The 20633-nt window shown below is 61.0% G+C and carries 17 protein-coding genes and 3 pseudogenes; 9 read left to right on the forward strand and 11 right to left on the reverse strand.

All coding sequences use genetic code 11. The features are described 5' to 3' along the window. Nucleotides 1–11 precede the first annotated feature (11 nt). Nucleotides 12–1394, forward strand: coding sequence for an FAD-binding oxidoreductase (locus OS914_RS13835; protein ID WP_267546649.1), 1383 nt, complete (start codon nucleotides 12–14; stop codon nucleotides 1392–1394). A 399-nt stretch (nucleotides 1395–1793) separates the two neighbouring features. Here the strand turns inward: OS914_RS13835 and OS914_RS13840 are convergent. Further along, nucleotides 1794–1970: pseudogene (locus OS914_RS13840) on the reverse strand (Tn3 family transposase); the annotation flags it as partial. 144 nt (nucleotides 1971–2114) lie between these two features. On the opposite strand from OS914_RS13840, the pseudogene OS914_RS13845 reads away from it, so the two are divergent. After that, nucleotides 2115–3302, forward strand: a pseudogene (locus OS914_RS13845) (IS3 family transposase). 467 nt (nucleotides 3303–3769) lie between these two features. Then, a pseudogene (locus tag OS914_RS13850) lies at nucleotides 3770–3919 on the forward strand (helix-turn-helix domain-containing protein); the annotation flags it as partial. Between the two features lie 400 nt (nucleotides 3920–4319). On the opposite strand, the gene OS914_RS13855 reads toward OS914_RS13850, so the two are convergent. The 10 genes from OS914_RS13855 to OS914_RS13900 all read right to left on the reverse strand — a co-directional run bounded on the left by OS914_RS13855 (nucleotide 4320) and on the right by OS914_RS13900 (nucleotide 13539). Continuing rightward, the gene (locus OS914_RS13855; protein WP_267546650.1) at nucleotides 4320–5195 is read right to left on the reverse strand and encodes an NAD(P)-dependent oxidoreductase; all 876 of its coding nucleotides are present in this window, start codon (nucleotides 5193–5195) and stop codon (nucleotides 4320–4322) included. A 345-nt stretch (nucleotides 5196–5540) separates the two neighbouring features. Then, the gene (locus OS914_RS13860; RefSeq protein WP_267546651.1) at nucleotides 5541–6425 is read right to left on the reverse strand and encodes an urease accessory protein UreD; all 885 of its coding nucleotides are present in this window, start codon (nucleotides 6423–6425) and stop codon (nucleotides 5541–5543) included. Further along, the gene (gene ureG / locus OS914_RS13865; protein WP_267546652.1) at nucleotides 6422–7036 is read right to left on the reverse strand and encodes an urease accessory protein UreG; all 615 of its coding nucleotides are present in this window, start codon (nucleotides 7034–7036) and stop codon (nucleotides 6422–6424) included. The genes OS914_RS13860 and ureG overlap by 4 nt, the downstream gene beginning before the upstream one ends. A 23-nt stretch (nucleotides 7037–7059) precedes the next feature. Then, nucleotides 7060–7797 (reverse strand): urease accessory protein UreF, encoded by a 738-nt coding sequence (locus tag OS914_RS13870; RefSeq protein ID WP_267546653.1) that lies wholly within the window; start codon nucleotides 7795–7797, stop codon nucleotides 7060–7062. After that, nucleotides 7797–8282, reverse strand: a complete 486-nt coding sequence (ureE, locus tag OS914_RS13875) for an urease accessory protein UreE (RefSeq protein WP_267546654.1) — start codon at nucleotides 8280–8282, stop codon at nucleotides 7797–7799. Before ureE ends, OS914_RS13870 begins: the two co-directional genes overlap by 1 nt. 24 nt (nucleotides 8283–8306) lie before the next feature. Further along, nucleotides 8307–10019, reverse strand: coding sequence for an urease subunit alpha (ureC, locus tag OS914_RS13880; RefSeq protein ID WP_267546655.1), 1713 nt, complete (start codon nucleotides 10017–10019; stop codon nucleotides 8307–8309). After that, the gene (locus OS914_RS13885) at nucleotides 10016–10375 is read right to left on the reverse strand and encodes an urease subunit beta (protein ID WP_267546656.1); all 360 of its coding nucleotides are present in this window, start codon (nucleotides 10373–10375) and stop codon (nucleotides 10016–10018) included. Before OS914_RS13885 ends, ureC begins: the two co-directional genes overlap by 4 nt. A 9-nt stretch (nucleotides 10376–10384) precedes the next feature. Further along, the gene (locus OS914_RS13890) at nucleotides 10385–10687 is read right to left on the reverse strand and encodes an urease subunit gamma (protein ID WP_267546657.1); all 303 of its coding nucleotides are present in this window, start codon (nucleotides 10685–10687) and stop codon (nucleotides 10385–10387) included. 687 nt (nucleotides 10688–11374) lie between these two features. Beyond that, nucleotides 11375–12373: a plastocyanin/azurin family copper-binding protein gene (locus OS914_RS13895; protein ID WP_324290664.1), complete on the reverse strand. Its 999-nt coding sequence runs from the start codon at nucleotides 12371–12373 to the stop codon at nucleotides 11375–11377. A 533-nt stretch (nucleotides 12374–12906) separates the two neighbouring features. Next, a complete protein-coding gene (locus OS914_RS13900; RefSeq protein WP_267546659.1) occupies nucleotides 12907–13539 on the reverse strand; it encodes a hypothetical protein in 633 nt (210 codons plus the stop codon). A gap of 391 nt (nucleotides 13540–13930) precedes the next feature. Between OS914_RS13900 and OS914_RS13905 the strand changes: the two genes are divergently transcribed. The 6 genes from OS914_RS13905 to OS914_RS13930 all read left to right on the forward strand — a co-directional run bounded on the left by OS914_RS13905 (nucleotide 13931) and on the right by OS914_RS13930 (nucleotide 20188). Continuing rightward, nucleotides 13931–15055, forward strand: a complete 1125-nt coding sequence (locus OS914_RS13905) for an alkaline phosphatase family protein (RefSeq protein ID WP_267546660.1) — start codon at nucleotides 13931–13933, stop codon at nucleotides 15053–15055. Between the two features lie 380 nt (nucleotides 15056–15435). Next, nucleotides 15436–16695 (forward strand): phosphatidylserine decarboxylase family protein, encoded by a 1260-nt coding sequence (locus OS914_RS13910; protein ID WP_267546661.1) that lies wholly within the window; start codon nucleotides 15436–15438, stop codon nucleotides 16693–16695. Between the two features lie 447 nt (nucleotides 16696–17142). Then, a complete protein-coding gene (locus OS914_RS13915; RefSeq protein ID WP_267546662.1) occupies nucleotides 17143–18756 on the forward strand; it encodes a phospholipase D family protein in 1614 nt (537 codons plus the stop codon). 292 nt (nucleotides 18757–19048) lie between these two features. Next, nucleotides 19049–19405 (forward strand): ArsR/SmtB family transcription factor, encoded by a 357-nt coding sequence (locus tag OS914_RS13920; protein ID WP_267546663.1) that lies wholly within the window; start codon nucleotides 19049–19051, stop codon nucleotides 19403–19405. Next, a complete protein-coding gene (locus tag OS914_RS13925) occupies nucleotides 19398–19841 on the forward strand; it encodes an SRPBCC family protein (protein ID WP_267546664.1) in 444 nt (147 codons plus the stop codon). Before OS914_RS13920 ends, OS914_RS13925 begins: the two co-directional genes overlap by 8 nt. Beyond that, nucleotides 19838–20188: a maleylpyruvate isomerase family mycothiol-dependent enzyme gene (locus OS914_RS13930; protein WP_267546665.1), complete on the forward strand. Its 351-nt coding sequence runs from the start codon at nucleotides 19838–19840 to the stop codon at nucleotides 20186–20188. Before OS914_RS13925 ends, OS914_RS13930 begins: the two co-directional genes overlap by 4 nt. Nucleotides 20189–20633: the final 445 nt, after the last annotated feature.

Raw genomic sequence — 20633 nt, forward strand, 5'->3', positions numbered from 1 at the left:
GAGGCAAAAACATGTCCACCAACACCGTTGTTCCGTCAGAGCTGAATTCATCAACCGCCCTGCTCAAGGGCCTAAGGAATACTTCCAACTCCGAAGCAGCGCGCTCGGCTGCCAATACCGACCGCTCCGGCTACACTCCCCCGACGCTGCCGGATGGCGTCGTTTACGCCGAATCCATCCAGGACGTTGTCGAGGCCATGAAGCTCGCATCGGAGCTCCGGGTGCCTATCGTTCCTCGCGGCGCAGGTACCGGTTTGGCTGCCGGCGCCTCTGCCCAGGCAGGTGAGGTAGTTGTCGACGTTTCGCGGATGAACCGCATCTTGTCGATAGACCCGGTCGAGCAACTTGCCGTCGTCCAGCCCGGAGTGCTCAACGCAGAGGTCAACGCAGCGGTCGCTGACTACGGATTGTTTTACGCCCCTGACCCCGCCAGCACGGCCATCTGCTCGATCGGAGGGAATATAGCCACCAACGCCGGCGGAATGTGGTGCGCAAAATACGGCGTGACCAGAGAATCGATCCTCGCCCTGAAAGTAGTACTTCCTGACGGAACCCTCCTGCAGACAGGGCGCAACACGATCAAGGGTGTATCCGGCTACGATCTCAACGCGTTGATCATCGGATCTGAAGGAACATTGGGGATCGTGGTGGAAGCCACCCTCCGCCTTCGCCCCCGGCCCTTCCAAACCGCTACTGTCACAGCCTTCTTCCCCGACGTGGAGCATGCTGCCCAAGCTGCTTCCGCCATCATCGCAGCACGCCTGCAGCCTTCTGTCCTTGAGCTGATGGACAGCCAGACGGTCGAAGCGGTAGACGCCATGCTGGGAACAAACCACCGGGCCCGGGGTGGAGCTTTTCTCTTAGCCCAAACAGACGGCTATGGCGCCTATCTTGAACAGGATGTACTGCTCGAGGCCATCAAGCCCTACGCCACATCCCATGAGCGCGCAACCGACGATGCCCACGCGACTGAGCTCGTAACCCTCCGCCGACAGGCGATTCCCGCCTTGGAACGGCTAGGGACCGTTTCGATTGGAGACGTTGGCGTCCCCCGCAACAAGCTGGCAGAAGTAGTTGCCGGGCTTGAGGAGATCTCGGCCCGGACTAACGTTCCGATTTACACTGTGGCCCATGCAGCAGACGGAAACCTGCACCCCATGATAGTGATGAAACACGGCGAGTCGATTACCTCTGGCCCAGCCAAGAAAGCGCTGGGCGACATGTTCTATCTAGCGAAGGGACTCGGCGGAACGCTCACCGGAGAGCACGGCATCGGACTGCTCAAACGCGACTGGCTCAAAGATGAACTCGGTCAGACGTCGATCGATCTGCAGCACAGGATCCGTAACGTTTTCGATCCGCAAGGCATTCTCAATCCTGGCAAAGCCATCTAGAAACCTGTTCACCGAATTATCACCGGCAGCTTTTCCCGGCACAGCCCCGGTGACACACGTGGCAACCGCCATGGATGGGTCCCTCGCCTACCTCCCATCCGGTCACCCGCGCGAACAGCAGACCGTGAGTGTCGCCGTCGCGCGTTACTGACGTCTCGACGTCGAGCTCCAGATCAGCAGCGGCGATTCGGCCCCTCGAGAGCACAGCTTCGGCCGGCAGGCCGGTCCGAGGACCTAGCCGTGGGCGGCCACGGCAAGGGGCTGCCATTCTTTCCAGGTCTTCAGGGGTGATTCGTAGTCGGCAGTGGCGGTGGCCAGGGGCGCTTGCCCGAAAAAGACCCGAAGAGGAGGTGTACCGGAGTACACGGGGTGGCTTGTGAAAAAGTGAAATATCCGATGCTAAGGTTTTGCCGGTCGTCGTAGGGGCCTGTATTTGCCGGGTTTGATGTGGCTGGCGCGCGGCCAGGTGTAGTCGCCGGTGAGGTTGATGTGTTCCCAGCCCAGCGGTGAGAGGAACCGCAGGAGGTCCGGGTCGATGTCACCGCCGTTGCTGGTCAGGGTGGCGACGGTGCGGTCATGGGTTGAAACCCGTCCGTATCCGATACGCATCCCCAAAATGTATCAGTAACCCGGCTGGACGTTACAAAGAAAGGGGTTTGACCAAGCTTTAGTTGACATCTAACTTGTGAGTTTTGGCTTGCAGGTGAAAGGATGTTTAACATGCCTAAAGCTTTTCCTGAAGAGTTCCGCCGTGACGTGGTCGCGGTGGCCCGTAAGGACGAATCCACTATTGTCCAGATCGCGAAGGACTTCGGTATTTCCCCGGCGGCCTTGCATCGGTGGTTGAAGATCGCCGACGTCCAAGACGGGGTCGTTCCCGGGGTAACGAAGGAAGAATCAACCGAGCTTCGAGAAGCGAAAAAACGCATCCGTCTCCTCGAGCAGGAGGCGGAGGTGATGCGCCGGGCAGTGGCTTACCTTTCCCGGGATATCAACCCAAAATGATGTACCCGCTGGTCCTTGAACTAGCCGCCCCGGATGCTCCTTTGCGGGTGCCGGTCGCGGTGACCTGCCGGGTCTTGGGATTCTCCCGCCAAGCCTTCTACCAGTGGTGTGCCAGCCCTGTCAGTGACCGGGACTGGGAGGAAGCCCACCTGGTTAACGCCGCCCTGGACATTCATGCCGAGGAGCCGACGTTCGGGTACCGGCTGATCCATGACGAACTCGTCCACGAACAAGGCCTCGTGGCTTCCGAGACCCGGGTGGGGCGGCTGTGCAGCGAGAACAGGATTCTCTCGGTCATTCACCGCCGCCGCGGGACCGGAAAGAAAGCCGGCCCGCCCGTTCATGACGATCACGTCCAGCGTGACTTCACAGCCACAGCCGCCAATAAATTGTGGCTGACGGACATTACCGAGCACCACACCAGTGAGGGCAAGCTGTATCTGTGTGCGGTCAAGGATGTCTACTCCAACAGGATCGTGGGGTACTCCATCGATTCCCGAATGAAAGCGGCTCTGGCCGTTGACGCGCTCAAAGCGGCGATCAGTCAACGAGACCCGCAAGGAACGCTGATACATAGCGACAGGGGCTCTCAATTCCGGTCCAAGAAGTACGTCCGCCTGATCAACTCCGCCGGCCTGCGAGGGTCCATGGGCCGGGTCGGGGCATGTGCAGATAACGCCGCGATGGAGAGTTTCTTCTCGCTGCTGCAAAAGAACGTATTGAACCAAAAACGGTGGGAAACCCGCGAAGAGCTACGCCTGGCCATCGTGGTCTGGATCGAGAAAACCTACCACCGCCGACGCCGCCAAACGACGCCTCGGCAAACTAACACCAATAGAGTTTGAGACAATAAACAAGATCACTCAACCGGTCACCGAAATATCAACCCAAACTGTCAACTAAAGCTTGGGCAGACCCTTCCCCCAACAAGAGACCCAGCGAAGAGCTGATGAACGTGACGGTATACCAAAAACCATCCATTGCCCAGAGCAAAAAGCTTCACATATCAAAAGCAACTACTCAGATAGTTGCTCCCACGGCTACCCCTTCCGCTGGCCCGGGAAGCCATGTATTATCCCGTGCAATATGCCCTTCCATTGGAGGAGCCCGAAACGGGAAGACCATTAAGGGGTTCTTGACTGCTCACATCGATTTACTCTCAAATGAGTAAAAACTCATTTGGGAATGAAGGCGCGATACCAGGCGACAGTTGAGAAAAGTCGAGGATTCACCATGCCTGAAGCCGCTAGCTTCATTGGGCTTGAGGTGTTCCCCGGGGGCGTGGTATTAGCTGCCTATAAAGGGTCGAACGCACCCAAGCAGGCCTACAGGCTGCCCGCGAACAGGGCACGGTCGGCGGCCGCAAACGTGTAATGACGGACTCCAAAATCCGCTGCGCACGAAGGCTCCTCAGCCAAGGCACACCGCCCAAGGAAGTCGCCGCCAGGCTCGGGGTTTCGGTGCCCACGCTGTACCGCTGGGTCCCGACCAGGGACCCCGAAGCAGTTGCAGTCCCATAACTCGGCCTTGGTGCAGACGACTGTTGAAGAAATGTGGGACCGGCTTTGTGATCTTGCGCAGGTGGTGACCCTGGGCAAGATCACAGCCCAGCCCTCGAAGCAGGATCATTTGGACGGCCGGCAAATACAGGCCACTACGACGATCCACAAAACCTTAGCGTCGGATATTTCACTTTTTCACAAGCCACCCCTACACCAGGGTGAGTACAGCTTCCCGTGTTGCTGCCGGGTTCCCTGGCGTGCCACAGCGGCTGGGCCTGTTAGCCGCCAATAGAGGAAACCCTGCAGAATATGGCCGCTGCCCTGGGCGCGCGGGAAAGGCAGCGCGGCCTGTTCGCCTACGACAACAAGGAGGCCCCCCGCGAAGGCTTGTCCTACCACTCCCTGTCGGAACCCAATCTCATAAAGTACTGGCGAAGTAAGCGGCAGCCATGTCCTGTTGGGAGCGGCCCTGAGAGGCAACTCGTTCGAGTCGGGCGGCGGATGCCTCAGCACCGTCGAGCCGGATACCGTGTTCGCGGGCGGCGTCAAGGATGAGATGAGCATCCTTCAGGGAGGTGTCGACGGCGAAGGACGCCGGTTCCAGACAATCTTCGACAATAAGGCCGGCCTTGTTTCGCAGGAACGGCAGATCGAGGCCACCGCCGTTGACCAAACTAAAGAACTGTTCGGGGTCTACCCCTAGCGCCTGGGCAAGGGCAAGGATTTCACCGGCGGCATTCGAGGCCGCGATGACCCAGCTGTTCACAACGAGCTTGAGCCGAGCCGCTGAGCCTGCGGCCGGATCCTGACCGGTCCAGATCGTGCGTGCGCCAATTGCGTCGAAGATCGGCGCCACGCGCCAACGCAGAGCCTCTGGCCCGGCAGCAATTACAGTGAGCTGTCCGGCCTCAGCAGGCTCGCGGGTGCCGGAAACAGGCGCTTCAACCAAGTCGAGACCAAGCTCGTCTGCCAGGGATGCAAGGCCCTCTATGTCGCGCAGACCGACGGTCGTTGACTGTACCCAAGCGACGCCCGGGCGAACGCCCGGGCGAGCCTGTCGAATCACGTCAATCACGGCGGCGGCGTCATAGAGCATAGTCACGACGACGTCCGCGCCGGCGACGGCTTCGGCCGGGGACACCGCAACTATCGCCCCGGCGTCGGTAAGCGGGGCCGTCTTGGCCCGGTCGCGGTTCCATACGTGGACCTCATGTCCGGCCCGCAGCAGGCTGCGGGCCATTGCGGCACCCATGATGCCGGTGCCCAGCACCGCCACCCGGCGTTGTGCGTTCATACTGTTGTCCCCTCGATCGTCGTGCTTCCCGGATGCTGGCACCCGATCGGACGCATCACAGCGTTCGAGCGGCACATCGACGGCGTCAGGTGTCCTTCCCTGCGTGAGGAAACCGACTCTAGCACTTTCGCCGCGAGACTTTACGACTGTCGGATGATCATTTCCGGAGCACTCCGCGCCGGTCAGGCGCCCGATTCAGAAGGTGAAATGTGGCGCTGAGCTATGGTGAATCTTCAGGCGGTCCGGCTGGCCGCTGTCGCCGTGTGGTTCTCTTTGAACCCTGAACCGGACGGTTCAGGGTTCCCTTAGGTTCAGAGTTCCCTGAGGTTTAGTGTTTCCTTAGGTTCAGTGTTTCCTTAAGTTCAGCGGTGCCTGACCAAACCAGCGTTCCCGCAGGAGTGATGTGAGTGCGGACATCATGATATTGAGGCCAGAAGTGCTGCCGGATAGTGCCCGAACCACGAAGCCGGGCCCGTTTAGCTGTGAGATGCCGGTGAGAGCGTCTTGTTCATGGTCACCCAACAAGATGCGCAGTTCAGTGACGAGGGCGGCATCGACCCGCGGATCCACCACGAGCAGGGACCCCAGATGGCTGAAGCCCTCCATAAAGCCCAGCCCGGTGATGTCCGCTACGGGTTGGCCGGAGATGTCAGCGGTGCCGGCTGAAGGTGGTGTGAGCAATACATTGTCAATGGCCAGCAGCCGGCCGCCATACCGGATCTCGTTGCGCAACCTCAGCTGCTCATACTTGAATGGCTGCCCGTCCGGAGACCAGCCGGGAGTGATTACCTCGGACATAATCAGGGAGGAGCTTTCATCCATGTTTATCAGCGTTCCCTGCCGGTAGGCGGCCCCGCGGTAGGCGATGAGCTGGTCTGGGACGTATTCGAGGGTGCTGTCCGGCCCTAGGCTGACCGTCAGGCGCTGCTCGGCGAAGGCCTTCGGTGTCCGGTAGATCTTGGTGGCTGACTGCGTAGTCAGCAATAGTCGGGCACCTTCAGCCACGGTAATGTCCATGGTGAACAGGTCCCCGCCCAGATAGGCCCCACCTTGGTTGACTGTTACATAGCAAACCTGTCCGGACTCGTCCAGATAGTGCGGGCGGAGCACCCGCAGCGCTCCGCGGTGATACTGCCCAATGGCCAAGGACCGGCCACTGCGGATGCCGATGTCCAGACGGAGTTCCCCCATTGGTGCTTTGACGGCCGGATCCGTCAGCAGTGCGCTCATTTGCTCAGGTCAAGCATGAGCACATCGTGCCGGATCCACTCGATCACGTAGTCCAGCCCCTCGTCGGTCTTCAGGTTGGTGAAGCAGAAGGGGCGGGCACCGCGGAACTCCTTTGAATCGTGTTCCATCACGGACAGATCGGCGCCGACATACGGGGCCAGATCGATCTTGTTGATGATGAACAGGTCTGATTTGATCATGCCCTGGCCAGCCTTGCGCGGGATCTTCTCACCTTGGGCAACGTCGATGATGTAGATGGAAAAATCGACCAGTTCCGGGCTGAAGGTGGCGGAGAGGTTGTCGCCCCCGCTTTCTACGAACACCACCTGCAGGTCCGGGTGGCGCTGGACGAGTTCGGCGATCGCCGCCGCGTTCATCGAGGTGTCCTCCCGGATGGCAGTGTGGGGGCAGCCGCCGGTCTCGATGCCGATGATCCGGTCCAGCGGCAGGATACCGTTCTGAGCCAGAATCTTTGCGTCCTCGATGGTGTATATGTCGTTGGTGATGGCTGCCATTGAAATTTCAGCGCTCATGTGGCGGGTAAGGCGTTCGACAAGCTGAGTTTTGCCGGCACCGACGGGTCCGCCGATACCGATTTTGATTGGTTCCATAGTGTTCTCCTTGTGCAAATGCGTCAGCTCATAAACATGCGGGCGAGTTGGTACTCGTGGCGCATTTGGGCGATTTCCAGGCCGGGGGCAACGGCGCCTAAGTCCTCTTCGTCGAGTGTCATGACGGTCGCCACGGCGGCCGTGACGTCGTCGTGTATCAGCCGCAGCACGCGCTGACCGGCGCGCTGGCCGAGCGGGATGGCGCGGACCGCGTTTTGTGTCAGCGTGGTGGCGGTGGAAAAGAAGTAGGCGGTCAGCATCTGTGCCAGTGGAATGCGAAGCCCGTGCGCCGTCAGCGCCAAGGCAATTGCCGTGTGCCCTGCGCAGCGCCCCGCCTGTATATGAGCGCGGTATGCATCTAGATCCGGCGTAGGGAACAGTTCCCCGCCGATTTCTAACATACGTAGACCTATTTTAATGCCGGCCCCACGCATCTGAAGCGGCAGGGCTTGGGCTGTGACCCTGCGGTCCAAGTTGAGGACTTCCGCAAGACCGGTGCGTTCCATCGCTTCGATAGTCAGACGGATGGCCAGCCCATCGCTGTAGACCAGCTGCTGGCCGATGAATTGCCGCAGCCACGCCGCGAAAGTAGTCTCGTCATGGACAACGCCGCGGGCCAAGTAGGCTTCCAGCCCGAAGGAATGGCTAAATGCCCCCGTGGGAAGCGCCGAATCACACAGCTGCAGCAGCGGCAGCAGGTACGACGGCGACGCCGGCAGCTCCCGGCAGGGGGGTGCGTGCTTCTGTGGTTGAGTACCCATCAGTGCGTGTGCTCCGCATGCCGAAACGGCGCGCTCATCACCCGCTCCTGCCGGCTATAGGGTATCTCCAGCTGGTGCAGCAGCTGGACCACCGTGTGATCATAGGGGACCACCATGACCTCCGCCCCATACTCGCTCTGGGCACCGAAGAACTGTGCCTGCAGGTGGCGATTGCCCAGCTGGTGGGCCACGGTACCCATCTGGCGGATGCTTTGCGGGGTGATGATAAGGACGTCCGTGGGTAGTACGGAAACAACAATCAAGCTCGCGGCATCACGGAACAAGATGTCGCCGTCGCATAGATCCCCGGCACTGCCGGCCGTGGCCCGCAGGTGCAAACCCAGTTCATTACCGTGATCGGTGCGCACACGTTGGATGCGTTTAGATAGATCCGCGCCGGACAGCAAGACTTTTTCAAGGTGCAGCCCGTCAAGCTCGGCTGCTGGCACAGCATGGACGTTGCCAATGACTGAGTCAATGATCATGGGATTGTCTTTCCTCGGCTTCTCTTAGAACAGAAAGTAGCGCTGCGTCATGGGTAGCTCATCCACCGGATCGCAAGTCGCCAGCACGCCGTCCACTGTCACGGTGTAGGTTTCCGGATCCACTTCGATGTTGGGGGTTTCACCATTGAACTTCAGATCGGCCTTGGTCAGTTTCCGGATGCCGTGCACGGGCCGGATCTGCTTGCGCAGCCCCAGTTCTGCCGGCACACCGGCATCGATGGCCGCCTGGGACAAAAAAGTGATGGCGCACTCGTCGACGGCCCTGCCCATGGTGGCGAACATGGGACGCATGAGTTGGGGCTGCGGCGTGGGGATGGAGCCGTTGGGATCCCCCATGATGGCGCCGGCGATCTGCCCCCCCTTGATGAGAATGTCGGGCTTCACCCCAAAGAAGGCCGGGTGCCAAAGCACCAAGTCAGCGAATTTACCTTCTTCGACGCTACCGACTGAGTCAGCGATGCCCTGCGCAATGGCGGGGTTGATCGTGTACTTGGAGACATAGCGCTTAAGCCGAAAGTTATCGCCCACCTCCGTGTCGCCGTCGAGCTTGCCGCGCTGCTTCTTCATCTTGTCCGCCACCTGCCAGGTGCGGATAATGACCTCCCCTACCCGGCCCATGGCCTGCGAATCGGAAGATGTGATGGAGAAGACGCCCATATCCTGCAGAACGTCCTCAGCGGCAATGGTTTCCGGCCGAATCCGGGAGTCCGCGAAAGCGACGTCCTCCGGGATATCCGGGTTCAAATGGTGACAAACCATGAGCATGTCCAGATGCTCATCGGCAGTGTTGCGGGTGTACGGCAGGGTCGGGTTGGTGGACGCCGGGAGCACGTTTGACATGCCGGCAATCTTGATGATGTCCGGTGCATGCCCACCACCTGCACCCTCCGTGTGGAAAGTATGGATCACCCGGCCTGCTATGGCGTTGATGGTATCTTCGACAAAGCCACACTCATTAAGCGTATCGGTGTGGATGGCCACCTGCACGTCGTATTCGTCGGCCACCTTTAGTGAGTTGTCGATCGCGGCGGTGGTGGCGCCCCAGTCTTCGTGGACCTTCAAACCGATCGCGCCGGCACGAATTTGCTCTGCGAGAGGTTCGATGGCGCTGGCGTGGCCTTTGCCGAACAGCCCAACATTCATCGGTACCCCGTCCAACGCCTGCAGCATGCGGCTGATGTGCCACTTACCCGGAGTGAGCGAGGTGGCCTTGGTTCCAGATGACGGGCCAATGCCACCGCCGATCATAGTGGTGATGCCGGAATGCAGGGCGGTCGGGATCTGGTCCGGACTGATGAAGTGGATGTGGGTGTCGATGCCGCCGGCGGTCACGATCCGGTTCTCTCCGGCAATGATTTCGGTGCTGGCGCCAATGACAATGTCCACACCGTCCATGATGGCCGGGTTGCCTGCCTTGCCGATCCGGAAGATGTGCCCGTCCCGCAGCGCGATGTCCGCCTTGTAGATACCGGTATAGTCCAGCACGATCGCGTTGGTGATGACAGTGTCCGGAACATCCTCCCCACGCACCACCTGACCATTCTGTCCCATACCATCGCGGATGACCTTTCCGCCGCCGAACACCGCTTCATCGCCGTAGACGGTGAAATCCTTCTCAATTTCCAAAAAGAGGTCAGTATCGGCCAGCCGGATGGCGTCCCCAACCGTCGGCCCGTACATTTCTGCGTACTGTTTCCTGCTCATCTCGTAGCTCATCTGGACCCCTCCACGTTGTCCGCGCCGCCGTCGTTCTGCGCTCTGACCGAATCCAGCGGACCGTTGACCAAATTAGCCAGGCCGTAAACTTCCCGACTACCTGCCAGAGCCACCAGAGGGACCGTTTTTGCATCCCCGGGTTCGAACCGCACCGCGGTCCCAGCCGGAATATCCAAACGAAAGCCGTACGCGGCCGCCCTGTCGAAATGCAAGGCCCGATTGGTGTCAGCAAAGTGATAGTGGGACCCAACCTGGATGGGCCGGTCGCCGCTGTTGGTCACCTCGACTGTTGCCGTGGTACGTCCAGCATTGCAGAGGATGGGTTCGTCCTTCAGAACGAATTCACCTGGCTTCATGACCAGCTCCTAGCGGATCGGGTGGTGTACGGTGACCAGCTTGGTACCGTCGGGAAAAGTAGCCTCGACCTGGACATCTGGGATTATCTCCGCGACGCCCTCCTGGACGTCCTCCTGGTGCAGGATGGTGGTCCCGTAGCTCATGAGATCGGCGACCGTCCTGCCGTCGCGGGCACCCTCCATCAATTCATAACTGAGGATGGCTATGGCTTCGGGATAATTGAGTTTCAAACCGCGCTGCTGTCTGCGCCGGGCAAGGTCGGCGGCGACGACGATCAGCAACTTTTCCTGCTCGCGAGGCAACAAATGCATGGACACTCCTTCGGACTTTGGGGGCGTAAAGGTGTGACGGAAAACGGTTACCCAACCCGCTTCCAGCCTGTGTGGTTCGTCCGCTATTGATGACGTTGACGTTTTGGATGCTACACCCGTCCGCAGATAGATTGATCCATGCAACGGCTGCCACGGAGGTCCGCTCTTCGCCCTTGCCAATTCCTTCGGCCGCAGCGTCCGTCGAAGTCCCGCTGACAGGTTCGTACTCGAACTTTTCGACGCGACTGGCGTATCCGCCCGCGCCCACCACGCTGATGTTAGGCTGGGCGTCCAAAATGGAGCGCAGCCCGACGCGGATCACATCCTGGTCATCGACAATCAGTACTAACGCGCTTCACCGGAAACGTGAAGCGCAGGGCACCTCCGGGTCAGGTGCGACCGTGCCCATCTTCATCAGCCGTGAGACTTCGACAAGTGCTCCCTCCTCACGATGGCCATGACGGCTAAGCTGACCTCATACAAGGAGGACCACCGAAAGCGGGGACGCAAGTCCCCGCTCAGGCTGGTACACCTATTCGTGATGTTGGCCCTGACCCAATGAACGGCGCCACGATCCTGCTCCAGCTTGCCCCCAGCGCCCCGAACCGATCTTGATCACGGTGTCGATCTTCTGCGTCGACCGTGCCCTCACAACGGGTCTGCCGACCCCTGCCTCAACAACGATCCTTAAGCGACGACGATCACCTTACCCACCATTCCCATGTAGTCATGAAGTGCGCAAACATATTTGAAGGTGCCAGCTGCAGTGAACGTCACGGCGAACTTCGAGTGCGGACCCGCGTTCGCAGGGATGATCCCAGAGCTGAGATTGCCGCCGCTGAAATGAGCGGGATCGCCGCTCGGACCAAATATGTTTGCCGGCTCTGTACCGAAGGTGACCGTGTGAGGTTCACCCATACCGGGGTTACTGAACACCACGGTATCCCCCACATGCACTCTCACAGTTGGCTGGACGAAACGCATAACCATCGAAATGCTGTCATCGGTTCCGGTCAGGACCAGGTGATTATTGGCTTGACGGGCCAAGGATGCGTCCAGCTGATGTCCATCCCGAAGAATGGCACGTTCCTGAACCTTGGATGAACGGTCATAGTCCGCCTGTGTATGCGGATACGCCGACCCTCTCTCCTGGACGTGGACTGTCCCCTTCATAACCATGCCGTGAACAAGGCACCAGTACGTGAAGTCTCCCTCCTGCGGGAACATCAGACTGTAACTCTTAGCAACGGGAAATCCGGGGACTGAGACATTGGCCAAAAGACCCGAGTTGTAATATGAGTGGCCGTCATAGCTGGCCCCGCCCCGCTTTAACAGCTCGTCAGGGACGCCCGGATTAAAGGGCAGCAGTGAGTCCAGCGACTGGCCCTTAGCGAGGAAAGTCACCGTGTGGATCTCGGCTGAATTGGCCTGCCAGTTAATGGTGTCTCCCTCATTGACCGTAATGTTGGAGGGCAAAAAAGCCATGCCTTGAATTTCCTGATCCCAAGACTCAGAGCCAACCTGTACTTTCCAGGAATGCGGTCCCCAGGTTGACGCGCTGGCCGGACCGGCCGCCATCACAGACATCGCGAGTGCAATGGCTGCTGCAAAAATTATTGGGAGTTTGTGGAATCCCATACGGATTCCATGATTGTGCTTCATCGCAGAGCTCTCTCTTTGAACCATGCTCGGCCGATCAGGCCGACGCTTCAAAGTGGCCGGTTCGCCCCTTCGGGGGAGACTGCCGGACTGGTCACTATTCCTCGGCGGAAAAATCCACCGGCCGCCTCATGCGCTGGCATTTTTGGCCCCACAACCGGTGCGACCCTCCGGCCGGAAATGCACCGCTACTGCGGTGCCGCGAAGGTTTGGATATTCATTCCAAGCGCCTCCGCAGCCGTGCGATTTCCCGACCGCGCGAAGCTGGGGCGCAAGTACTATAATGATCCAGTTTCACCGCGTTGTCGATATTTCGACAAGATTTTTTAGGAAGTCACTGTCTGCTGTATTCAAATCGATTTGATAGTGCCGCTGGAGATTGCCGTAACCGAAATAAACCCGGAGCATGGCCAACGGTCCAGTAAGCGCGCAATCCGAGCAGCCGTAAGTCTGGTGGAGGATGGTTGAGGGGGTTTACGCTTGAACTGGAGCGGCATAGCAGAGGCGTCGGCCGCTCCTCGCAAGACTGTCCGCTGAGAGGACGCGCCTAACGGCTGCGCTCAGAAGTTGCCGCTGTCTCCACCGAAGTTGCCGCTGTCTCCACCGAAGTTGTCAGGTCCCCCGGCACTAAACCCGCCGTCACCGTCGCCCCAATCCCCGTCGGCGCCGTCTTCATCCCCGACTCCGAAAAAGCCGCGGTTGCCGGACAGCATTCCGCCAAGTACTCCGCCAAGGAGACCACCACCGAGGCCGCCAGCGAAGCCTCCTCCACCAGACCCGCGGCGGCCCGGAAGGCCTGCACCGTATCCGCCGACGCCGTAGCCAGGATTACCTCCGGAACCACCGCCAGCAGGCGGGGCGAAAGTGGTATCGGCCTCCGCCCGCCGGCCTGACTGCTGGGCCAGTTCTGCGGCTTCTCTGGCAGATTCCAAGGCACGAACTGGATCAGCTCCAGCAGAATTGGCCCGGTTCAGAGCTGCCTCGGCCGCCGCCAACTGCTGGCGAGCTTCGAATCCCGCACCCGGACGCGAGATGATGAAGTCCTTCGCTCCCGATACCTGGACCTCTGCCGCAGAAATTGCCTCCGGCAGTGTAGCTTTTGCTCTCTCGGCCTGCCGCTGCGGGTTTGGTCCGGTGACCAATTCCTGCACGGCGGTGCGGAGTTTTTGAATCAGACCTGGTCGTGATGGCATATACAAGGCTTTCTGAACGTCTGAAGGCTGGCGGCGAAGCTTTCACCCAGGCCTTGATCGGAAGGCTACTGGCCGTAGATGAGCATTGCCTGAGAGACGCTCGCCATGTGGTTGGGAACCGAAGGTCCTGGCTGATTTCGGCGGCGTTAAACAACCGCCATCTACGGCGTAGGCTCTCGGTGCGTCCTTGGAGCGTCTTCCCTCCGGCCTCCTAACGGTCGCGGGCACTCCCCCATGCAAGGAACCACCAGAGGACAAGTGCCCCGCAACCGGGTGAACTTCTCCTTAAAACCTCCACCGTTTTCGCTCCGGAGGGAAGGGTCGGCGGGATAATCGAAGCATCTAACCAATCAGGGTCCGGATTGCGCGGATCAAGGACAGGAATGAAGCGATGGCCATCAAGCGCGTGATCGTCATGGTCCAGGAAAACCACACCACCGACAACTACTTCCGGGCACTGGCGCCCTACGGTGCCAACGTGGCTACTGACTGGCCGGTTCAGGCGAACCCGCCCGCCTCCGACCAGCCCCACGACCGGCACGCCTACTATGCCTGGCTCACCGGCCAGCACAAAGCCACACGCACCCAGTTCGACACGGAGAAGGTTCTGCCGTTTTACGAATATCTGGCTCTGACCGGCGCGTTTCTGGAAAACCACTGCAGCGGATTCGGGACAAACTCGACCCCGAACCATCTGCTGATAGTTGGCGGCCAGACCCCGACCCTGCGCAACCCATCCCGGACCCAACCCCCGCCGCTGTGGGATATGCCCTCCGTTCCCGGACTCGCTCAGGACGCCGGGATAGGCTGGCGCTGCTACACCGGCAGCGGCAACTACCCGGTCGGTTTCTACACGCAACTGAGCGGCTCACCGAACCTCGTCGCCAACGCCCAATTCATTAAGGACGCCGCCGCCGGGACCCTTCCGGCGCTGTGCTACCTCTGGCATGACTCCCCCGAGGACGAACACCCGGTCGCCGATGTGACGGTCGGGATGAACAAGATCTGGGAAAGCGTGGACGCAGTCGTCCAATCCGGCGGCTGGGATGAAACAGTGTTCCTGCTGACCTGGGATGACTGGGGCGGCTGGGATGACCACGTCGCCACCCCCAACGTCGAACACACCCCGGACGGCGTTCAGCTCGCCTACGGACCCCGGGTGCCGCTGCTGATGTTCGGCGGAACCGTCAAGGCCAGGATCGATAGCCGCTGGTCCACCCACGCCGGCATCCCCAAAACCGTCATGCAACTGCTCGGACTGCCCAAACTCGGCGTGGACCGGGTCGATAACGACCCGGGCCTTTCCGACCTGGTCGACTCCTCCCTGCATAACCCGACGCCACCGGCCTACGGAACCAAAGTTACGCTTCCCGCTCCCCCGCAACCGGCGCCGAAACCTCAACCGCTGCCGGCGCCGCCGGAAGCCCCCTCGAGCCCGGTCGGCCCGGTCATCTTGCGCGGCGGGGGAACCCTCCCACCACCAAACGACGTCCCCCTCAAAACAGGAAACCCCTAACTCCGGCATCCGCACCTTGCCTGCGACTTCGAGCACACCTATGGCTACGGAACACCGTAGGCGCATCAGGCCCAGGGGTGGCCTGCTCTCGTGACCGCGCCATCGACCCCTGTGCTCGCCGATGCTGCGGGCACACTCAAACAGATCCGGCCCTGATACGCCTAAGCGCGTTGTGCATACGGAGAAGATAGCCATCGTCAGAGTCTGACCGCCCGAGGGGAACGCCTATAGAACGAAATTCCGTGGGGTGTCGCGCCTTTTTCGTAGTGCCAGCCGTTGGCGCCTCCTTCTGTTGGAACTGGATCACCGCGTCACGTTTTATCCTGGTGACACCGGATTTTCCATCACCGATTCCCCCGTCTGCGAGTAGGCTCGGCCTCATGACCATTAACTCTTCATCCGACCATGTCCGACGACCCGGTGGCTGGCTGCCGGAGCAGCAGGATGACCTCGAGGAATGGATCGCCGGTCACCGTGAACGAGTGGAGGCGCGGGGTGACGATGTTCCTCTGCATCCGGTGATCGTGGAGTTCCAGGAACTGATTGCCAGCGACCCAGTGGTCCGTCTCTACATGACGGAGATGATCGAACAGGTTCCGAAGTCCAAGCCCTACCGCAAACGGCACCTCACGAGCGTTGACCAGATGCTCCGGCTGATCAACGAGGTCCTGACGATGGCCCCGGAGTTCAGCGAAGGCGGCATGATCACCACGCCGATGGCGGCGATCCTCGATTGGACCATGGGAACCGAGGCAGGGTTCACGGCCCACCGCGATCCGCGGATCGTCGCCATGTTCCGAAAGATTCTGGATGCTTGGTGCGTGTTCTTGACCAGCGAGGACTCGCTGTATGTGTTAAACAATTCGCCGGCCGGGTGGATGTCGGAGAAGGCGCGGAAAGTCGTCGGGATGGACGACTACCAACACGACCCCCGCGCCGAGCACTGGGGCTTCACATCGTGGAACGATTTCTTCGCCCGTCGGCTCACGTCAACGTCTAGACCAGTCGCTGCCCCCGACGACGACAAGGTCATCGTCAGCGCCTGCGAGTCGACTCCCTACAAGATCAGCTCCGACGTTCAGCGCCAGAGCCGGTTCTGGGTCAAGAACCAGCCCTACTCACTTCAGGACCTGCTCGCCCAAGACGAGTCGGTGGATCACTTTGTCGGCGGAACGGTGTATCAGGCGTTTCTCAGCGCGTTGAACTATCACCGGTGGCACGCACCCGTCGCTGGAACGATCGTCCGGGCATACCTTAAGGACGGCACGTACTTCTCCGAGGCTGACGGGGAGGGAACCGACGCCGTCGATCCGACCCTCTCTCAGTCATATTTAGCCCACGTCGCAGCCCGTGCGATCATCCTTATCCAGGCCGACGACCCCGTGATCGGTCTTATGGCGGTGATCCCCGTGGGCATGATTGAGGTCTCGTCCTGCGTCATCGATCCGGAGATCGTCCCGGGCCATCACGTGAATAAGGGCGACGAGCTGGGGTACTTCCAGTTCGGTGGCTCCACCGAGTGCCTCGTCTTTCGGCCCGATGTTATAGACCAGTTCGCTCTGACCGCTATCCCCCAGCCGCAGAATCCGAAAGCACCCCTCGTACAGGTTCGGTCCAAGCTTGCGACCGCTAAGTCTTGAGGACGACGGTCCGGCTTCCTGATCTGTCGTTCACCCTCGCGGCGAATCGCTACGGCCTCCGCAACCTGCAGAGGATAACGAGGCCGCGGGGGGGGGGGGGGGGGGGCTCCCACGACAAAGCACCGGTCCGGGCCGGCTAAACCTGAACACGCCATTTTATCGGCCGGCCGCTGACCTAGCTGTCACAAAAGGGCGACACAGCCCTGGCAGGCCAGCTTTTCCGCCCCGCCGCAGACATAGCTGACCCGGCACGGGAACCCCGTGGCCGGGTTCCAAAGCCGCGCCCTCTGCATTCTGCAGACCAATCCGACCACCGGACGGGTGATCCACTGATCCGCTAATGCCGGACGCTGATGACGTGCTCCGTGGCGTTAGTCGGCACCGTCTTAGGCTATTTTGGAGAACGGATACTAGCGGCCCTGCCTCGGGCCCGATAAGGAGCATCGAGTGGACAGCAATCCTGGTACGTGGTTCCTGAGTCGTGCTGAGCGGGGGAATCCGGCCACAGACGTGCACGCAGGTGGCGACGGGTCGCCGTCCTGGTCGGAGGGCAACCTAGTGCGGCCCCTGATTCATGGAGCGACATACTTTGCCCGGCTGCATGAGGAGCTCTCGGTGCTTCGTCACGGAGACCGTGTGTGGTTTACCGATTGGCGTGGCGATGCCGACGAGCGGATGCTGGCGGACGGGCCGTCGATCGGCGATCTGCTCGCTGGTTTGGCCCAGGCAGGAGTGGAAGTGAGGGGCCTTGTCTGGCGATCCCACGGGGAGCGCGTCTCAGCCCCGATGAGCGGCCGATCCAACGAGCTCCTAGGGCGTCAAATCAATGAGGCCGGCGGGGAGGTACTGCTGGATCAGCGGGTACGCTTCTTCGGCTCCCACCACCAGAAATTCTTCGTCATCCGCCATCGTGACGACCCGTCGCGGGACGTCGCGTTCGTTGGCGGGCTGGACCTTTGCCACAGTCGTCGAGATGATGCCGACCACGACGGAGACCCGCAAGCGGTGGCCATGGATTCCCGGTATGGGAAGCGACCCCCGTGGCACGATGCCGCCCTCGAGCTTCGCGGCCCCGTGGTAGCCGAAGTACTGGCAGTGTTCGCTGAACGGTGGAACGACCCCCATCCGCTGGACCGGCGAACTCCTTACCGGATGCTGCTGCAGCGTCTCGCCCGCATGCCCAGGCACCCTGAACCCCTACCAGCCACTGCGCCGCCGCCACCAGCGGCGGGCCCCCACGCCGTGCAGCTGCTCCGCACCTACGGTGTGAAACGCCCCCCGTTCCCATTCGCACCTGGTGGGGAGCGCAGCGTTGCCCGCGGCTACGCAAAAGCCTTCGCCCGCGCCCGCTCGCTGATCTACATCGAGGACCAGTATCTGTGGTCGGCCGAGGTCGCAGCCGGAATCGCGGAGGCGCTCGAACGGAACCCCGAATTGAACGTGATCGCCGTCGTGCCCCGTTATCCCGACTCCGACGGCCCACTGTCAGGGCCGCCGAGCCGGCTCGGGCAACTGCGTGCCATCAGATCGCTGCGCCGGGTCGCGCCCGACAGGGTCGGCGTGTTTGATCTGGAGAACAGTGCTGGGACGCCAATCTACATTCACGCTAAAATATGCATCATCGACGACACCTGGTTCACCTGCGGCTCAGACAACTTCAACCGCCGATCCTGGACCACCGACAGCGAGCTCACCTGCGCCGTCGTCGACACCGCTACCGGCGCCCGGGAACCGTCCGACACAGGCACCGGCCACAATTCCGGCCGACCATTGGCCCACGGACTCCGCCTCCAACTATGGGCCGAGCACCTGGGCCTGGACCAAAACGATGCTCGGCTGCATGACCCGGCGATCGGGCTCAAACTGTGGAACACCACCGCCGACGCTCTTGACCGTTGGCACGACACCGGCCGCCGCTCGCCCCGACCCATCGGACAGGTGCGCCAGCACACTCCTGAACCTGTGTCTCTTTTCCAACGTCTGTGGGCCACTCCGTTAAACCGTCTCGTCCTGGACCCAGACGGCCGCCCACACAGAATGCGAGGCACCACCCGGTTCTAGGCAAGCAACCGTGGTGCAGTCAGTCCAGCTCTTTCCCTGCATAGGCCGAATACGGCGAACCCTTCATCCCACTGGCCGCGGGCCGGGACCACTACCTCATCGTCGTCGGGGCTGTCCTCACTCAGCGGCCACCTCCGGAGCAACACGCCCCGTACCCTCTTGGGCGCTCATCCCAGCCCCACCGCATAACTGCATAATTTACCAAGAGTCTGAAGCGGAAGGCGCTATTTTGCTTGACAGCTAATTAACTGTTTGGTTAAGTATCTTGCATGAGCAAATTCCGGAGCACTCCATGACTGCGGCAGTCGGCGAACGACTCGACGCGGCGTTCGCCGCGCTCTCCGATCCGACCCGCCGGGCAATCGTGGCCCGGCTCGCCGTTGGTGACGCGACGGTCAATGAGCTGGCAGCGCCCTTCAAGCTGAGCCTGCCCGGCATCTCCAAGCACCTGAAGGTGCTTGAACGCTCGGGACTGATCAGCCGCCGCCGGCGGGCACAGTTTCGCCCCTGCCACCTGGAGTGGCAGGCCCTAGATGTCGCCGCCGACTGGATCGAGGAGAACCGGCGTCTCTGGTCGGAGCGCTTCGACAAACTCGACGAGCACCTTCGCACCCTGCAAGAACCCTCGAATGGAGATCCCCATGAATGAGCACGTCCTGCACTTCACCCGCACCTTCGACGCCCCCCGGCAACTGGTCTTCAGCTGCATGATCCAACCGAAGCACCTGACCCACTTCTGGGGCCCTATCGGAGTCACCACACCCTTGGACACGATCACCGTGGACCCCTATGCCGGCGGGGCCTTCAGGACGGTGATGGTTAACGACACCGACGGCAGCACCTACCCGACAAGCGCACGCTACCTGGAGGTCAGCGCGCCGGAGCGGCTCTCCTGGATCGAGGACCAATCGGGAATGACCGTGACCATCACCTTCACCGAAGTCGGCGATGACCGCACCCAGGTCGACATCGAACAGACAAACGTACCAGCGCCCATGATGGATCCTGCTGCACAGGCCGGATTCCTCACCTCACTGGACCGGTTCAACACTCACCTGGCACAGCTGAACGTAGCGGACCGATGAGCGCAGATAACAATCTGATGCCGACCGTTGCCGCCGAGCGTCGGGCGTTCAGCGACGTGCTCGAATCCCGATCCGAACAGGACTGGAATACCCCGTCGCTGTGCGCGGGCTGGCGTGTGCGTGAAGTGGTCACGCACATGACCATGCCGCTGCGCTTCTCCGCTCCACGGTTCATCGGCGAGATGATCCGTTCCCGGGGCAGCTTCGCGCGCATGGCTGACCGGGTCGCACGCCGGGATGCTCAGGCACCGACCCGCAAGCTGCTTGAGCCCTGGCGCAGCAACGAGGACACCCCGTCAGCGAGGCGACCCTGCGCGTCGTCCTGGACCATGCGACCAGTCCGTTGAGCCAATAGCACTTCAAACTGGACCTGAAAGGCACCCGCCTTGCGGCGAACGACCTGGACTGGGCGTTCGGGCCGGCGAACCGCTTCGTGGCGCCGCCCACCAGCTGCTTATGGTCCTCATGGATCGCAAACTGCCGACTGGAGTCCTCTCCGGCGCTGCGGCCGGCCGGTTTACTAGCCATTGATCCCGCCCACCATCGGAGTCTTGCGGGCCCCCGTCCAAGAGAACGGATCAAAGGAACCATCGAGGCCAAACCTCAACACCCGGACAATCTACTTGGGCAACAACGGCCCTCGGCCGATCACAGTCATTTCGTCACCTGTGAGTTCTGGGTATCACGCAGGCTGGTCTCCATTTTTTACCGGTTCCACGCACGAGGGCTGGGTCACCTACCTCCAGCCAGGATGCGTAATGCACTTGCCGTGGTACCTGCCTAGGATCCCGG

The sequence above is a fragment of the Arthrobacter endolithicus genome, from assembly GCF_026627425.1.
Lineage (GTDB): Bacteria > Actinomycetota > Actinomycetes > Actinomycetales > Micrococcaceae > Arthrobacter_M.

Bases quoted from the DNA above. Each gene is read 5' to 3' on its own strand.
- OS914_RS13835 (WP_267546649.1), top strand. From the start codon at position 12: ATGTCCACCAACACCGTTGTTCCGTCAGAGCTGAATTCATCAACCGCC.
- OS914_RS13855 (WP_267546650.1), bottom strand. From the start codon at position 5,195: ATGAACGCACAACGCCGGGTGGCGGTGCTGGGCACCGGCATCATGGGT.
- OS914_RS13860 (WP_267546651.1), bottom strand. From the start codon at position 6,425: ATGAGCGCACTGCTGACGGATCCGGCCGTCAAAGCACCAATGGGGGAA.
- ureG (WP_267546652.1), bottom strand. From the start codon at position 7,036: ATGGAACCAATCAAAATCGGTATCGGCGGACCCGTCGGTGCCGGCAAA.
- OS914_RS13870 (WP_267546653.1), bottom strand. From the start codon at position 7,797: ATGGGTACTCAACCACAGAAGCACGCACCCCCCTGCCGGGAGCTGCCG.
- ureE (WP_267546654.1), bottom strand. From the start codon at position 8,282: ATGATCATTGACTCAGTCATTGGCAACGTCCATGCTGTGCCAGCAGCC.
- ureC (WP_267546655.1), bottom strand. From the start codon at position 10,019: ATGAGCTACGAGATGAGCAGGAAACAGTACGCAGAAATGTACGGGCCG.
- OS914_RS13885 (WP_267546656.1), bottom strand. From the start codon at position 10,375: ATGAAGCCAGGTGAATTCGTTCTGAAGGACGAACCCATCCTCTGCAAT.
- OS914_RS13890 (WP_267546657.1), bottom strand. From the start codon at position 10,687: ATGCATTTGTTGCCTCGCGAGCAGGAAAAGTTGCTGATCGTCGTCGCC.
- OS914_RS13895 (WP_324290664.1), bottom strand. From the start codon at position 12,373: ATGGTTCAAAGAGAGAGCTCTGCGATGAAGCACAATCATGGAATCCGT.
- OS914_RS13900 (WP_267546659.1), bottom strand. From the start codon at position 13,539: ATGCCATCACGACCAGGTCTGATTCAAAAACTCCGCACCGCCGTGCAG.
- OS914_RS13905 (WP_267546660.1), top strand. From the start codon at position 13,931: ATGGCCATCAAGCGCGTGATCGTCATGGTCCAGGAAAACCACACCACC.
- OS914_RS13910 (WP_267546661.1), top strand. From the start codon at position 15,436: ATGACCATTAACTCTTCATCCGACCATGTCCGACGACCCGGTGGCTGG.
- OS914_RS13920 (WP_267546663.1), top strand. From the start codon at position 19,049: ATGACTGCGGCAGTCGGCGAACGACTCGACGCGGCGTTCGCCGCGCTC.
- OS914_RS13925 (WP_267546664.1), top strand. From the start codon at position 19,398: ATGAATGAGCACGTCCTGCACTTCACCCGCACCTTCGACGCCCCCCGG.
- OS914_RS13930 (WP_267546665.1), top strand. From the start codon at position 19,838: ATGAGCGCAGATAACAATCTGATGCCGACCGTTGCCGCCGAGCGTCGG.